At 44.2% G+C, this 14401-nt stretch carries 16 protein-coding genes; 4 read left to right on the forward strand and 12 right to left on the reverse strand.

Annotated elements, in window-relative coordinates:
- Nucleotides 1–601 precede the first annotated feature (601 nt).
- The 4 genes from J4N37_RS11575 (at nt 602) to J4N37_RS11590 (ending at nt 5061) form a co-directional block, all read left to right on the forward strand.
- Entirely contained in the window at nt 602–1150 is a 549-nt protein-coding gene (locus J4N37_RS11575; RefSeq protein WP_020197092.1) for a sigma-70 family RNA polymerase sigma factor, read from the forward strand.
- The gene (locus J4N37_RS11580; protein ID WP_020197091.1) at nt 1143–1877 is read left to right on the forward strand and encodes a DUF3379 domain-containing protein; all 735 of its coding nucleotides are present in this window, start codon (nt 1143–1145) and stop codon (nt 1875–1877) included. The genes J4N37_RS11575 and J4N37_RS11580 overlap by 8 nt, the downstream gene beginning before the upstream one ends.
- A 298-nt stretch (nt 1878–2175) precedes the next feature.
- A complete protein-coding gene (locus tag J4N37_RS11585) occupies nt 2176–3438 on the forward strand; it encodes an outer membrane protein transport protein (protein ID WP_252040972.1) in 1263 nt (420 codons plus the stop codon).
- A gap of 309 nt (nt 3439–3747) precedes the next feature.
- A complete protein-coding gene (locus tag J4N37_RS11590; protein ID WP_045390060.1) occupies nt 3748–5061 on the forward strand; it encodes an outer membrane protein transport protein in 1314 nt (437 codons plus the stop codon).
- Nucleotides 5062–5154: 93 nt separating this feature from the next.
- Here the strand turns inward: J4N37_RS11590 and J4N37_RS11595 are convergent, their stop codons facing one another.
- The 12 genes from J4N37_RS11595 to J4N37_RS11650 form a co-directional block, all read right to left on the reverse strand.
- On the reverse strand, nt 5155–5934 hold the full coding sequence (locus J4N37_RS11595; RefSeq protein ID WP_045390057.1) for an MlaA family lipoprotein: 780 nt from the start codon (nt 5932–5934) through the stop codon (nt 5155–5157).
- A gap of 203 nt (nt 5935–6137) precedes the next feature.
- A complete protein-coding gene (gene ccmI / locus J4N37_RS11600) occupies nt 6138–7355 on the reverse strand; it encodes a c-type cytochrome biogenesis protein CcmI (RefSeq protein ID WP_045390054.1) in 1218 nt (405 codons plus the stop codon).
- Nucleotides 7355–7840 carry a cytochrome c-type biogenesis protein gene (locus J4N37_RS11605; RefSeq protein WP_045390051.1) on the reverse strand — a complete coding sequence of 162 codons (486 nt, stop codon included), beginning with the start codon at nt 7838–7840 and terminating at the stop codon, nt 7355–7357. The genes ccmI and J4N37_RS11605 overlap by 1 nt, the downstream gene beginning before the upstream one ends.
- The gene (locus J4N37_RS11610; protein ID WP_045390048.1) at nt 7837–8391 is read right to left on the reverse strand and encodes a DsbE family thiol:disulfide interchange protein; all 555 of its coding nucleotides are present in this window, start codon (nt 8389–8391) and stop codon (nt 7837–7839) included. Before J4N37_RS11610 ends, J4N37_RS11605 begins: the two co-directional genes overlap by 4 nt.
- Nucleotide 8392: 1 nt before the next feature.
- Nucleotides 8393–10375, reverse strand: a complete 1983-nt coding sequence (locus J4N37_RS11615; RefSeq protein WP_143692788.1) for a heme lyase CcmF/NrfE family subunit — start codon at nt 10373–10375, stop codon at nt 8393–8395.
- Nucleotides 10372–10857, reverse strand: coding sequence for a cytochrome c maturation protein CcmE (ccmE, locus tag J4N37_RS11620; RefSeq protein ID WP_010449578.1), 486 nt, complete (start codon nt 10855–10857; stop codon nt 10372–10374). The genes J4N37_RS11615 and ccmE overlap by 4 nt, the downstream gene beginning before the upstream one ends.
- Nucleotides 10854–11060, reverse strand: a complete 207-nt coding sequence (ccmD, locus tag J4N37_RS11625; RefSeq protein WP_010449579.1) for a heme exporter protein CcmD — start codon at nt 11058–11060, stop codon at nt 10854–10856. The genes ccmE and ccmD overlap by 4 nt, the downstream gene beginning before the upstream one ends.
- Nucleotides 11061–11071: 11 nt before the next feature.
- A complete protein-coding gene (locus J4N37_RS11630; RefSeq protein WP_010449580.1) occupies nt 11072–11815 on the reverse strand; it encodes a heme ABC transporter permease in 744 nt (247 codons plus the stop codon).
- A 108-nt stretch (nt 11816–11923) separates the two neighbouring features.
- A complete protein-coding gene (gene ccmB / locus J4N37_RS11635) occupies nt 11924–12592 on the reverse strand; it encodes a heme exporter protein CcmB (RefSeq protein WP_038884322.1) in 669 nt (222 codons plus the stop codon).
- 1 nt (nt 12593) lies between these two features.
- Nucleotides 12594–13211 carry a cytochrome c biogenesis heme-transporting ATPase CcmA gene (gene ccmA, locus J4N37_RS11640; protein ID WP_010449583.1) on the reverse strand — a complete coding sequence of 206 codons (618 nt, stop codon included), beginning with the start codon at nt 13209–13211 and terminating at the stop codon, nt 12594–12596.
- A gap of 196 nt (nt 13212–13407) precedes the next feature.
- Complete coding sequence (locus J4N37_RS11645) at nt 13408–13899, reverse strand: DUF2802 domain-containing protein (protein ID WP_010449584.1); 492 nt, start codon at nt 13897–13899, stop codon at nt 13408–13410.
- The gene (locus J4N37_RS11650) at nt 13899–14393 is read right to left on the reverse strand and encodes a chemotaxis protein CheW (protein ID WP_010449585.1); all 495 of its coding nucleotides are present in this window, start codon (nt 14391–14393) and stop codon (nt 13899–13901) included. The genes J4N37_RS11645 and J4N37_RS11650 overlap by 1 nt, the downstream gene beginning before the upstream one ends.
- Between the last annotated feature and the right edge of the window lie 8 nt (nt 14394–14401).

Raw genomic sequence — 14401 nt, forward strand, 5'->3', positions numbered from 1 at the left:
ATGCATTGTAATCAGTTTGTTAAATTTATCAAACGTGCGTTTAAATAAACGTGAAGCGAGTAGATCTATTGCGCTAGTCCATTGATTCTTCTGCGTTTAAGATAAACGAACTATATAAGCTCTAGTAGGAAGAGAGGGGAAGTGGAAAAATTGGCAAAAAAAAACCACACAAAACTGTGTGGTCGGAATATCTATAAAACAATTAACATACGCCAATTGTAAAATTAATCAGTTTCCTGATTAGGAGAAAGTAAAGTCAGCCTTCAAAAGGAAGTGTCATCTTGCTCAACATGTTAGTCGCAATGACTAACTAGATGACAAGATGTACTATAGCCCCTTCAGTGTATGAGATTTTGAAATAGATCAATTTTTATGGTGTTTTTATATATTCCTGTTCACTCAAAGATCAAAAAGAGTATTTGAACGGTATCGAGCTGATAAGCGACATCATAAAAAACAATAAAGACAAATCGTCATCGCTCTCGGTAAGCAACTGACTATAAGATTAGTAATTTATGCTGCTAAGCTACATTGATATGTAGTCACTTTGGTATTTAAGACCTCACAGAGCAAGACGGAGGCTCCTGTGGCAATATTTAAAATGTTTGGAAAGAAAAATTCCAACAGTCCGGTCAACTCTGATATGGACAGACAAAGAAAATACGAAGCTCTTGTTCGGGGCTATCACAGAGACTTGTATCGCTACGCTTACTGGTTGTGCAAGGATAAGGCGGTTGCAGAAGATTTGGTTCAAGAGACCTGTCTGCGTGCATGGAAGTCGCTGGATAGTCTTCAAGATGAAAAGGCTGCAAAATCTTGGCTTATTACCATATTAAGACGAGAAAACGCACGCCGCTTCGAGCGTAAACAATTTGATTTGGTTGATATCGATGACTACGGCAATGATGCTAAAGTCAGCGATGACCCACATCATCAACAGGAATGGCTGCAAGCTCAGATCATGAAGCTCGACGTCGAATACCGTGAACCTTTATTTCTTCAAGTTGTAGGCGGTTTCAGTGGAGAAGAAATCGGTGACATTCTTGATTTAAACAAGAACACAGTAATGACGCGCCTATTCCGTGCCCGAAATCAATTAAAAGAGATGTTGGATTCTCAAGATACTCAGAGAGGACAAAAAAATGGATGATTTAGAATTTCGTCGTCGTATTTTGTCGGATCCAAAACAGAAGGATGAAGAGATTCTGCAAGCTTTAGCTGAGAACGATGCTAACAGCAAGTTTGTTGATGACGTTTTGGATCTCGACCTTAAAATCAAGCAAGCCATGAATGTGGATGTGCCTGAAGACCTTGCCGACAAAATTCTGTTTAGCCAAACGTCAAACGCGCTAGATGACGACAAAGTGGTAAGACCGAATTTTGCTCGCAAAGCGATGGCACTGGCGGCATCGGTTGCGTTTACTGCTGGTCTACTTGTAGGTCAAATCAACTGGGGTAATGTCATTGTTTCTCCAGCGCAAGCGAGCCTAGCTGATACCGCCATGAAACACGTCGTGGCTGAGAAAGAGTTCGTTAACCAATTAGACGAGAATGTTTCTAATAGGCAAGTAAACGCCAAGATGATGCCTTTCCATTATCAAATCAATGGCGACTTTCCTTACCACGTCTACTACCTGAATCATTGTGGCTTTGGTGAGTCGAACAATGCCCTTCATATGGTCTTCCAAGGAAAAGAAGGCAAAGTAACCATGTTTGTTACTGACGTGAAGAGTGATCAGAAAGTCGACTTTGATAAAGATGGTATGAGTGGCGTTGTGAAACCCGTAGGTAAAGCAAGTATGATTCTTGTTGGTAACAGCGGTGAAGACGTTGAAGCCATCGCAGCGAAACTCGCTCCTATGATGGAACCAATGTAAGAACATCATCGAAACCACAATACTAAACAGTAAAAAGCCGCTAAATTTCGAAATTTGGTGGCTTTTTGTTTATAAATTCAAAGCAAAACATTCACCCCACCTATTGAGTTTAGAGTCAAAACTCTAAATTATGCACTTTAGGTGCAATTTCCCGACATTTAGACATCATTTCTGCAATTTTTATTCAAATTTATCCAATGGTCGGATTTGTATGATCCACTCTTAATACTACTATCTGCGCCACTGAGCAAAAGCTCAACTTATCGTCCAAAGAGACGAAACTAATAAGGAATAAAAAATGACTCAGAACACGCGTCTGTTTAAAAAGACTCTCCTAGCAGTAACGGTTGCAATGGCATCAGGCCAAGCAATGGCAGCTGGTTTCCAGCTAAACGCACAATCAGCGACAGGTATCGGTCGTGCATTCGCAGGTGATGCGGTAATTGCAGATAACGCATCTGTAATGGCTCGTAACCCTGCAGCAATGGCTCTATTTGACACAATGGAACTGTCGGTAGGTTTTGAAAGCATTACTTCAATGATTGAAGTAAAAGATGCAACTTACCGCGGTTTAACTGCCCCACTAGGTACATCTTCAAACTACGACGATGCAGGTGACACTTCTATTGCACCCAATATCCACCTAATCGTTCCTGTAAATGACAAATTTGCTTGGGGTGTAAATGCTTACTCTAACTTTGGTACCAAGACTGAGTTTGATGACAGCTTTGTAGCAAAAGAGTACGGCGGCCTGACTGACGTTAAAAGTGCAAACCTCGGCGTTGCAGGCTCTTACCGTCTAAATGATCAATGGAGCTTTGGTGCTGGTCTAGACCTTATCTATGGCCAAGGTACAATGAAGCGCGAACATGGCCTGCTAGGTACTCTAGTGGATGTTGATAAAGCTGATGGTTGGGCAGTAGGCTTTAACGTAGGTACGGTTTACGAGTTAGACGAAGACAACCGTTTTGGTTTGTCTTACCGCTACAGCCCAGAGATGGAAGCAAAAGACGACAAAGGTCAGAAAATCACACTTCCTCTACCAGATATGGCAGAGTTCTCTGGCTACCATAAAATTACCGACACTAAGTTTGCCGTGCACTACTCTGTTCAGTACATCGGCTGGAGCGCCTTTGATCAGATCGAATTCCGCAACCTTCAGGGCTCACCACTTGGTTCAAGCTACGATAAGCAATACCAATGGCAAGATGGTTGGCACTACGCAATTGGTGGTACTTACTACCTAAACAGCGATTGGACGCTTCGTACAGGTTACATGTACGACACAAGCGCACAAGATTCCCTAACTTCTGTATCGGTTCCTGATTCAGACCGTCAATGGTTCTCAGCAGGCTTCACATACCACATCGATAATAAGTCAAACGTAGACTTTGGCTTTACTTACCTAATGGGTAAAGATGTAGATGTAAACGAGTCAACACCGAATCCAATGCATGTTCCAGGAAACCCATTAACAGGACCTGCAAACATCTCATCGCTATCAGCGACAACCCATGCGGACGCGATTCTATTCGGCTTACAATACAGCCGCAGCTTCTAAGCAGTAAGCGACGAACTAATATAATCACTCTCTATGTAAAAGGCTGGAATTCCAGCCTTTTTTCTTATCTATTCCAGATAACTCCCCGTATTTAAGCGCACAACTGTACCCCTAAGACACCATTATAACTCACAGTTGTTCGCTGAGTTTTATTCACACAGCAGTTACAGTCAGATAAAGATGCTACAAAATGGCAATTTTTTAGAAATTTAGCCCAAAAACACTGTTTTATTGGATTTTCGTTTTTAAAGTAATAACTCTAGTCGTAAACTTTCGCCCCACGTTATAAATAACTCAGCGAACATTACAATGAAAACCAACAAGACTCTCCTTTCAGCAGCAGTGGCATTTGGCCTATTGAGCACATCAGGTGTTGCAAACGCAGCAGGCTTCCAACTTGCAGAGTACTCAGCAACAGGCCTGGGCCGTGCATACGCTGGCGAAGCAGCAATGGCTGATAACGCAAGTTCACAATGGCGTAACCCAGCAATGCTAACTTACCTAGAAGGTACCCAAGTGTCTGTTGGCGCTATCTATGTAAACCCAAACATTGATGTTAATGGCACGACAACTGCTAAGAGCCCAATTACTGGCCAGCCAATCTATCACTCTGCATCTTCAAAAGACTTTGCTCATGATGCCATCATTCCGAACTTCTACCTGTCTCACCAATACAATGAAAAGTTTGCTATTGGTCTTGCGTTCGGTACGAACTACGGCATGGAAACTAACTTAGGTAAAGACTTTGCTGCAGCGAACTTCGGTAACGAAGCGAGCGTAACGTCAATGGAAGCGAACCTAAACGCGGCATACAAGCTAAGCGAAGCATTTAGCATTGGTGGTGGTGTTCGTTACGTTATCGCTGACGGCAGTATTGGTGCGGTAATGCCTCCTCATATGGGTCCATATGCCGGCAAAACACTTAAATACATGGAAGGTGATGACAAAGCTTGGGGTTGGCAAGTTGGTGCTGCATGGCAAATCAACGAAGATAACCGCATTGGCTTTGCTTACAAATCTGAAGTTGAGCTAAACCTTGAAGGGCATGCAGAAGGTTTAGGGTTCGACCTTGTGGCTCCTGTCGCTAAACCGCGTTACAACGGTTCTATGGAGTTAGCGCTTCCTGCAACTGCAGAACTAGCAAGTTTCCACCAATTAAATGACCAACTAGCAGTACACGCAAGCATTAACTGGACAGGTTGGAGCAGCTTTAAAGAACTAGTTGCAAATATTCCTGAGTTTGGTGGTAATGCCGATCAACTAGTAAAAACTGAAAAATGGGAAGATAACTACCGCTTTGCTGTAGGTACAACTTACAAACTAGATCAAAAATGGACACTGCGTTCAGGTGTTGCGTACGACATGTCAGCTGTTGATGACAAGTACCGTACGACGACAATTCCAGAGACTGACCGTCTATGGCTAAGTGTTGGTGCTGGTTATGAGTGGTCTAAGAACCTGACATTAGATGCTGGCTTCACATACATTTTCGCAAAAGACGCACCTATCAGTGAGCCTCGTGATGCTTCTGACAATGCTGCTGCAGCTTTCGGTGGAACATTTGAAGGTGAAGTAACTGGTAACGTTTGGCTAATTGGTGTTCAAGCGAACTACAAGTTCTAATTTGAACGCTATTTATCGATAAACGAAAGTTACCGATAAAAAGAAAGGCTTGGTGAAAACCAAGCCTTTTTGCTTTGCGACTTACTGAAGCGTTTAGAAGTCTTCTTCCAAATACTCATCCAAGTATGCCTCTTCGTCTTCGTCCACTTCATCAGTGTTGTGGATTTCTGCTTTGAAATCTAGACGCTGTAGGTAGACATCTCGTGTTAACACGTATGGATCAGGTGACGTTTCCAGTTGTGCTTCTTGCGGAACCAATAGTGCACGTTTTTCCATGCCCTCAAGTGCCCACTTGCCTAAACCTGCCCAGAAGTTCAAGTAAGAAAGTGGCACATATAGACCATCGACGGTATCTGTAACTTCGCGTAGAGTATAAGGACCATATCCAGGAACCATAAAATATGGGCCATTGCCGAGCCCATAGTGCCCTAACGCACTGCTAAACTCTTTGTTATCATGCTTAGTGATCCCAGCAGCTGTCGCAATATCAAATAATCCGAAAATACCAAATGTCGAGTTAATCCAAAAACGATTAAAATGTTCCACCGCTTTTGTACTGTTACCCATAATAAGGTTGTTTACTACACTTGATGGCTCATCTAAGTTAGCCAACACATTCGCGATACCAGAACGAATAGGTACCGGCGTGTAATCGACATACGCAATTGATATTGGGCGGACCAAGTAAGGATCTAGGTAGTCATAGTTAATCTCCCACATCGAACGGTTAAACCCTTCGAGTGGGTCATAGACATTTGATACTGAGCTATTCGTGTCAATTTTCTCTCTTGCATTCTCTTCTGGAGCAGAAGAACAACCAACTAGGCCAGTGGTAAAGAGCAGCAAGAAGAAAGATTTACCCTTGTTATACATTATTTGTTCCATACGAACTATTGCTATACCAAAATAACCTTAAGTGAATCATACAAGAAGAAATGTGTATAAAAAGTTGCTTTGGTATATAAACAATAAAGGCCAGCAATTGCTGGCCTTTATAATTCTACTCGATAGTTGCTAGTCATACCACAAAACTGAGATGGCAATCACTAAGTGTCAAATATCAAAGACGATTATGCTTATTGATACTGCTTATCAATTATCACTTCAACTGGCTGACCGAAATCAACAACAGCGCTCTCACCGTGCCAATCTTGGTCACGTGTTGCTACATTACCGTCAGAGTCAACGCGAACACGTACGATCAATTTATCCAGTGAAGAAAGCTTTTGACCGTCCATCATTGCATTGCCATCGTCCAATACAACGGTGCGAGGGAATGTACCCAATGGGTAACGAGCCGCAGCAACTGGCATTGGAGAGCCATCTGCACGATGAACCGATACAATCAATACCGCATTTGGATCCAGCTGTACGTCAGGTGCAACATTGATGGTAACGGCCACACTCTTATCTGGTGACACCGCTTCGCCCATTTGCTTACGCGCACTTTCAATGCTGCGTCCCAGCATTTCATAACGGCTGTCTTCTGGACCAATCATTTGTTGCATGATACCCCAGTACTTAATTGCCGCAGGGAAATCTTGACGTTCGAATGCATCAAATGCAAGTAGCGAGAATACACGTAGATCGACGTAATCTTGCTGCATCAACTTACCTAGTAGCGAACGCGCTGTCGCCTGATCCATGTCGTCTTGAGAAAGCATTAGAGCTTGTGCGTAACCAAGTTGGACATCAGGATCATTTGGCTCTAGCTTGTACGCTTTTTCCATTGCATCAATTGAAGTTGTTACATCGCGATTAGCCAGCGCGATACGACCTAATAGCAACCAACCTGTTGAGTCTTCTGGCTGGTAGTGTAGACGAGTACGAAGCGCCAAAGATAAATCAGCCATTTCATCATCACTTAATGGCTCAGATGAAGCAGACATCAACTTTTTAGAAAGTTCAGGAAGGTTAGATGTCACCTCTTGCCACTGCACCACATCTTGAGAAGCACCAAACTTGTAGTATAAACCATAACTCAGAGCTACAGTCAGAATCACAGATGGAATCAGGACGGCAATCGGGGAAACCTTGGTTTCTTTCTGCGTTTTTTCTCCTGGAATGTCATCCAGAAGAGATTGTTTTAGATCTGAAATCAGATCATCTTGACTCTCAACCAGACCTTCATCTGTTTCTTCAGCAAGTTCAGAAAGGCGGTCTTTATAGAACGCCTTGTTGAGTTCATCACGTAACACTTCATCGTTGTTGGCTTTTTGCTTAAGCAATGGTAGTGCAACTAACGCACACGCTATCAGCGTTAGAACAACGGTAGAAATCCAAAATAGTGTCATTACTTCTTGTCTCCGTTGTTCTCGTCATCAAGCAGTGATTTAAGGCGCGCTTCTTTATCCGCGTTCCATTGCTCATCATTAGCTTGTACGGCTTTCGCTTTTGATTTTCGGCTACGTAGCACGATCAAACCAAAGCCACCTAGTACCACTGCTAGCGGCCCTAGCCACAGAATTGCAGTCGCAAAAGTAAATGGAGGATTGTAAGTCACGAAATTACCATAACGAGCAATCATGTAATCCACAATCTCATCTTTCGACTTACCTTCTTTGGTCATTTCGTACACTTTGTGGCGTAGGTCTTGAGCCAATTCCGCATTCGAATCAGAGATTGTGTTGTTCTGACATTTTGGACAACGCAGAGTATGACCAAGTTCTTTGAACTGTTGTTCCTGCTCTAGGTTATCAAACTCATACACTTCAATCGCTGCATGGGCAGCAAGAGAAAACGTCAAGGCAGCGAAAGCGGCTAGAATTAACTTTCTCATTGCTTCGCCTCCTCTACCAACTTGGTGTAAAGCGGTTCTAATGTCTCCGCCCAGTTACGTGGGTTTACATCACCGACATGGCGGTAACGAATCACACCATTTGCATCGATAATGAACGTTTCAGGAGCGCCGTATACACCTAGGTCTAGACCTAGCATACCACTACCATCAAACAAGCTGATCAGGTATGGGTTACCAAGGTCATTCAACCAACCGATGGCTTTGTTACGATCATCTTTGTAGTTCATACCGATGATCTTAACGCCTTTACCAGCCAATTCGTTTAGGTATTTGTGCTCAGCATAACAAGTCGGACACCACGTCGCCCAAACGTTCAGCAGCAAAGGTTCGCCTTTGAAAATAGACTGATCGTATTGCTTGCCTGGTTCCGCGAGATCTTCTAAGTGAAACTCAGGAACAGGTTTACCCACTAATACAGATTCGAGCTTAGTTGGATCGTCACCTTCTTGGTTGCGAACTAACTGAGTTGCAAAGATACCCGCCAACACCATGAAAGCGACCAACGGGATAAATAAGACTTTCTTATTCATTTTATGCCTCCTTCTCCGCTAGCTTTGACTTTTCGTCTTTCTTAGCCGTTTTTCGGAAGCGGTAACGTCTATCAGAGATAGCCAGTGCACCACCCAAAGACATGATCAATGAACCAGCCCAGATCCAACGAACGAATGGTTTGTAGTAAATACGTACTGCCCAAGAACGGTTGTCGTCTAGGCGCTCACCCATTGCGATGTATAGATCGCGAGTGATACCACGGTCGATTGCCGCTTCTGTCATCATTGACTTCGCCGTGCGGTAGAAACGTTTCTCAGCGTGTAGTGTGTTCACATACTTACCATCATTGGTGATTTCGAAGTCCGCGATGTAACCATCGTAGTTTGGACCATCTTTGTCACGTAGGCCTGAGAAGTAGAAATCGTAACCGTAAATCTTAAAGTGCTCACCAGGTGCCAAGCGTACATCACGTTCGATGCTGTAGTTTTGCACCATTGCAATACCAATCACGGTAACCGCAAGACCAATGTGACCCAGCATCATTGCCCAGTGGCTACGTTGAAGTTTACGAACACCTTCGCCGAAGCTATGACGGTGCGTAGCACGCTCGTACAACTCAAAGCCATGCATTGCGATGATCCAGATTGCCATCACCCAACCGACGTAAGCCATCACTGAGAAGAAGTCAGCGAACAGGAACACGCACACGGCAGCCAATGCGAAAGCAAGCACACCAGAAACAATCATTGGCTTAATAAGCTTAGATAGATTGTCGCGCTTCCAACGAATCATAGGACCAATGCCTAATAGGAAGGCAAACGGCATCATCAACCATGCGAACAGCATGTCGAAGAATGGTGCACCGATAGATACTGAACCAAGACCAATTTGTTTGTGAACCAATGGCAACAAGGTACCAACCAATACTACGACTAGCGCAGCAATCAGAAGAACGTTGTTAGCAAGTAGCGCGTTCTCACGCGACACCAAATCAAAATTACCACGTACGCGAACCGCTGCCCCTTTCACAGCGAATAGCAGGAGTGAGCCACCGATTACAAAGACTAGGAAACCTAGGATAAACATGCCGCGAGATGGATCAGACGCGAACGCGTGTACCGACACCAGAATACCGGAACGAACCAAGAAGGTACCAAGCAAACTTAATGAGAATGCTGAGATCGCTAGAAGTACTGTCCACGCTTTAAATGTACCGCGTTTTTCCGTTACCGCTAGAGAGTGCATTAATGCTGTACCCGCCAGCCAAGGCATGAATGATGCGTTTTCTACTGGATCCCAGAACCACCAGCCGCCCCAGCCCAGTTCGTAGTAAGCCCACCAAGAACCTAGTGCAATACCTAGTGTTAGGAATACCCAAGCTGCCGTTGTCCAAGGACGAGACCAACGAGCCCAAGCCGTATCAAGACGACCTGTCATTAAAGACGCAATCGCAAACGAGAATGCAACCGAGAAACCTACGTAACCCATGTAAAGCATTGGTGGGTGAACGATCAAACCCGGGTCTTGAAGAAGTGGGTTCAAATCACGACCATCTACCGGGAAGAATGGCAGTGTACGTAGGAATGGGTTTGAAGTAAGAATGATAAACAGTAAGAAGCCTACTGAGATCATACCCATTACAGCAAGTACACGTGCCACAGATTCTTGTGGCATGCCACGGCTGAAAGTCGCCACAGCAACTGTCCATGCGGCTTGGATAAGCACCCAAAGCAATAATGAACCTTCGTGCGCCCCCCAAACTGCCGTCAAACGGTAGTACCAAGGTAATTGGCTGTTTGAGTTACTTGCTACGTATTGCAGCGTGAAGTCGTTGGTATAAAAACCCCAACACAAAATCGCAAATGAGAAAAACAACATGATAAACATCGACCATGAAAGCGGTCGTGCTGTGTTCATCAGCATAGTGTTGTTATTTGATGCGCCCCATAATGGCAACACACTTAGGAGCACCGCCATCGCAAGCGAGAGTATGAGGGCAAAGTGACCGATTTCTGCAATCATTGGTCGCTTCCTTGTTTTTGTTCAGTGGTGTACTGCAAAGGTTCATGTGTTTTCTTCATTGCTTCTGCAATTTCAGGTGGCATGTACTCTTCATCGTGTTTCGCTAGAACCTCGAAAGCTTTCACGGTAGTCGCATCTTCAAGTACGCCTTGAGCAACAATACCTTGCCCTTCTCGGAACAAATCCGGAAGAATACCTTCATAAACGATGGTTACTTTAGGGCCAACGTCATGGAGGTCAAAACGTACTTTTAGCGATTCAGGGTCTCGGCGTACCGAACCTTCAACGACCATACCGCCAATTCGAAGGCGCTGACCAACTTCTGGCTTTGTACCATCAGGTTTACCGTTCACCAATTCCGTCGGCGTATAGAATAGATCCATATTTTGGTTGAGCGCATAAAGCATCAAACCGATGGTGGCACTAATACCGATAAAGATCGCTAAAACGATGCCTAGCCTCTTTTTACGTCTCGGGTTCATAACGTGTTCTCCATATTCTTCGCCGCGTCGATACGCGATTGACGATCAATTTTCGCTTTCACCTCTTTCAACAGTGCATCCCCACGGCGGATACTTGAAATCAGAAGAATAAGCATAGATAAGAATGTAATACCAAACGCGCTCCATACATAAGCTGCGTAACCACCCATGGCAAATAGTTCGCTCAGAGATTCAAAATGCATAATCAATTACCTCACTGAGTTTTTTCAGTCGCGAGCTTACGCACCCAAGGGCGGTGACTCTCTTTGCTGATAATTTCGTTACGGAAGCGCACCATCGTGACGGCGCCAAAGAAGAACGCAAAACCAAAGATGTTTAGCAATAATGGCCAAAGCATGTTGGATGAGATGGATGGTTTTTCAAATTTAGTAATAGTCGCGCCTTGGTGTAACGTGTTCCACCATTCGACTGAGAAGTGAATGATTGGTAGGTTAACAACACCCACGATAGCCAAAATGCCGGCTGCTTTCGCTGCTGTTTTCTGATCGTCAAACGCGTGGTACAACGCTATAACACCTAGGTAAAGGAATAGAAGAATAAGCTCTGAAGTTAGGCGTGCATCCCATACCCACCAAGTACCCCACATTGGTTTACCCCAAACGGCCCCTGTAAGTAGGGCAATAAAGGTAAATACCGCACCAATAGGAGCCATTGCAAGTGCAGCCATATCTGAAAGGCGAACCTGCCACACTAAACCGATAAATGCGGCGATAGCCATAGACATGTACACACCCATCGACCAAATAGCCGAAGGTACGTGGATGTAGATGATTCGGAAACTATCACCTTGTTGGTAGTCCGAAGGCGCAAAGGCAAGGCCCCAAACGGTACCAACCGATAAGCATACGAGGGCCAATGCTGCAAACCAAGGGAGCAGTTTACCACTAAGGTGATAGGCTGCTTCTGGCTTGGCGTAAGGATGTAGCCATTTCCACATGTTAAGTTCTCACTCTTACTTCAGGGACACTGTCGTGACGGCCGAGACCGTAGCAGTGCTTTAATAATAATTCTTTGATCAAACGTCGCTTAAATTGCTTTTATTGAGTTAGTTGACACTAACTCGCAATGCTGCGCTGATGGCGAATGGCGTAAGGGTCATCGCTCCCATCAGCATTGCGCCTAAAATTGCCAGTTGTCCGTTATACGACATACCTAATGCCGCAGCATCAATTGCGGACGTTGCGAAAATCAGAATCGGGATGTAGAGCGGAAGAATGAGCAAACTCAAAAGAACGCCGCCTTTTTGCAACCCAACCGTCAGTGCTACGCCAATAGCACCAATAAAACTCAGCGTCGGAGTACCGATAATTAATGTCAGAACAATCGATAGCCAAGTATTAAAATCAAGAGAAAGCAGTACCGCCAATAAAGGGCTGATTAAAATCAAAGGCAATCCCGTCAGTAACCAGTGAGCTATGACCTTTGAAATCACAACAAGTTGCAATGGAATTGGCATCAGCATCATTTGCTCAAGCGCGCCATCTTGATAATCATCACGGAATAAACGCTCTAATGATAATAAGGCAGACAGCAGTGCAGCAACCCAAACAATGCCAGCTGCAATACGTGCTAACAAATTAGGCTCAGGACCAATGCTGAGAGGGAAAAGTGTTATCACAATGATGAAGAACCACAACGGGTTCAAGATGTCCGCTTGACGGCGAAATGCAATCAAAAGCTCGCGGCGGATAATGGTAGTCATGGCCGAAATCATATCAATCACCCAGTTTTATTTTTCTAAGTTTCGGGCTGTCTGCAAACATGTCTTGGTGCGTGGTTAAGATCACGATCCCGCCGTTGTCTGCATGACTTGCGAATAGAGACTCGAGCACTTTAACGCCTTGCTTATCGATTGCAGTAAGAGGCTCGTCCAGAATCCATAAGATTTGATTACTTAACCACAGCCGTGCCAACGCAACACGACGCTGCTGTCCAGCAGAAAGCTGTGCTACAGGCACGTCTTCTCTGCCCGCGAGCCCCACTTGAGTGAGCGCAGCAAAGATATCTTCGTTAGAGGAACGATTATTATGGATAGATTGGTAAAAGCGCAGGTTTTCAAACGCGGTCAGTTCACGTTTAACACCTGTTTGATGCCCTAAGAAAAGTAAATCTTGATGGAAAACATCACGAGATTTCTCAACCTCTTCTCCCTTCCATTTAATGATACCTTCGTCTCTATCACCTAACCCAGTGACAATACGTAGCAATGTCGTTTTTCCGGTGCCGTTACGTCCTTCAATTTGGACCAATTCACCAGGTCTAATTTCGAATTGCAGGTTTTCAAACAGGACCCTTTCATCACGGATCGCAGTTAGGTTAGAGACTTCTAACATAGGGCTTCAACTAAAAAATGAACGAGCCGCTATATTAACACAGCTTAGTTGTGACAAAACAGGATAAGAAAGCGATGATGTATGTAAGTTCGTGAGTTTTTGTTAACTTACTGTCACATTTTAATAAAATTAACTATAACTGGTTATAAGCTTTTATTTTAAAAATAAAAAAGGAGCCGAAGCTCCTAAGTTTTGTTTATCGACGTCTTCCTCGCGAGGGGTGTCGATGCTCATCAGAAGGGTGCCCACTTAAAGGTGGAATTTTTTCCTTACCTGCAAGCTTCTTCTGTAAAGAGAGCATCAATTCCGCCTCTGCTTTTGGTAGTTCGCACTCTTCGATCAGCTCATTGATATCAGCACCCAATTGAACCATTTTTGTTGCTCGGCTATACAAACGTCCGTCTGTATCCGCATGCTCAAGTTCATGTATGCGCTCGCTTAAATGCTGGATGATATCTTGCTGCTCGGAAACTTTTTGCCCTAATCCAATGACAACCGAACGAACTTCCAATAGCTGTTTATTGAGTTTTTGAGTCTCTTTCTCTGCATGGCGATACTGAGCACGCTGCTGATCCAATTGCTTTTGCAATCCAGAGCGTATCCGTGCAACCGATAACAGCAAGACTAAGACAATAAAGACAACCCCACCAATAATAAGCGGGGCTGAAAGGAAGGAGTCTTCAATCATTATAGGTGAGCCATCTCATCCCATTCGTCTTCGCTTAGTAGCTTGTTCAAATCAACTAGGATTAGCAACTTACCATCACGGTTGCTCACACCTTGGATGAACTTAGCACTTTCATCAGTACCTACTGAAGGCGTAGTGTCGATCTCTGACGAACGTAGGTAAACAACTTCTGCTACGCTATCTACAAGAATACCAATAACTTGACGTTCTGATTCAATCACGATGATACGAGTGTTATCTGTTACTTCGCCTTCCATTAGGCCAAAGCGCGAACGCGTATCAATAACGGTAACCACATTACCACGTAGGTTGATAATACCTAGAACGTAATCTGGCGCACCTGGAACTGGTGCAATTTCAGTGTAGCGAAGCACTTCACGAACTTGCATTACATTGATGCCGTAAGTTTCTTCTTCTAGTTGGAACGTCACCCACTGAAGAACTTCGTCATTCGATGTATCTTTCTTCACTTCTACTTCAAAAGCTTGAGACATAGTAAATC

Origin of the sequence: Vibrio sp. SCSIO 43153 (assembly GCF_023716625.1) — a bacterium.
GTDB classification, from domain to species: domain Bacteria; phylum Pseudomonadota; class Gammaproteobacteria; order Enterobacterales; family Vibrionaceae; genus Vibrio; species Vibrio rotiferianus.

Coding starts and splice junctions, on each gene's coding strand:
- J4N37_RS11575 (WP_020197092.1), top strand. CDS start 602: ATGTTTGGAAAGAAAAATTCCAACAGTCCGGTCAACTCTGATATGGAC.
- J4N37_RS11580 (WP_020197091.1), top strand. CDS start 1,143: ATGGATGATTTAGAATTTCGTCGTCGTATTTTGTCGGATCCAAAACAG.
- J4N37_RS11585 (WP_252040972.1), top strand. CDS start 2,176: ATGACTCAGAACACGCGTCTGTTTAAAAAGACTCTCCTAGCAGTAACG.
- J4N37_RS11590 (WP_045390060.1), top strand. CDS start 3,748: ATGAAAACCAACAAGACTCTCCTTTCAGCAGCAGTGGCATTTGGCCTA.
- J4N37_RS11595 (WP_045390057.1), bottom strand. CDS start 5,934: ATGTATAACAAGGGTAAATCTTTCTTCTTGCTGCTCTTTACCACTGGC.
- ccmI (WP_045390054.1), bottom strand. CDS start 7,355: ATGACACTATTTTGGATTTCTACCGTTGTTCTAACGCTGATAGCGTGT.
- J4N37_RS11605 (WP_045390051.1), bottom strand. CDS start 7,840: ATGAGAAAGTTAATTCTAGCCGCTTTCGCTGCCTTGACGTTTTCTCTT.
- J4N37_RS11610 (WP_045390048.1), bottom strand. CDS start 8,391: ATGAATAAGAAAGTCTTATTTATCCCGTTGGTCGCTTTCATGGTGTTG.
- J4N37_RS11615 (WP_143692788.1), bottom strand. CDS start 10,375: ATGATTGCAGAAATCGGTCACTTTGCCCTCATACTCTCGCTTGCGATG.
- ccmE (WP_010449578.1), bottom strand. CDS start 10,857: ATGAACCCGAGACGTAAAAAGAGGCTAGGCATCGTTTTAGCGATCTTT.
- ccmD (WP_010449579.1), bottom strand. CDS start 11,060: ATGCATTTTGAATCTCTGAGCGAACTATTTGCCATGGGTGGTTACGCA.
- J4N37_RS11630 (WP_010449580.1), bottom strand. CDS start 11,815: ATGTGGAAATGGCTACATCCTTACGCCAAGCCAGAAGCAGCCTATCAC.
- ccmB (WP_038884322.1), bottom strand. CDS start 12,592: ATGATTTCGGCCATGACTACCATTATCCGCCGCGAGCTTTTGATTGCA.
- ccmA (WP_010449583.1), bottom strand. CDS start 13,211: ATGTTAGAAGTCTCTAACCTAACTGCGATCCGTGATGAAAGGGTCCTG.
- J4N37_RS11645 (WP_010449584.1), bottom strand. CDS start 13,899: ATGATTGAAGACTCCTTCCTTTCAGCCCCGCTTATTATTGGTGGGGTT.
- J4N37_RS11650 (WP_010449585.1), bottom strand. CDS start 14,393: ATGTCTCAAGCTTTTGAAGTAGAAGTGAAGAAAGATACATCGAATGAC.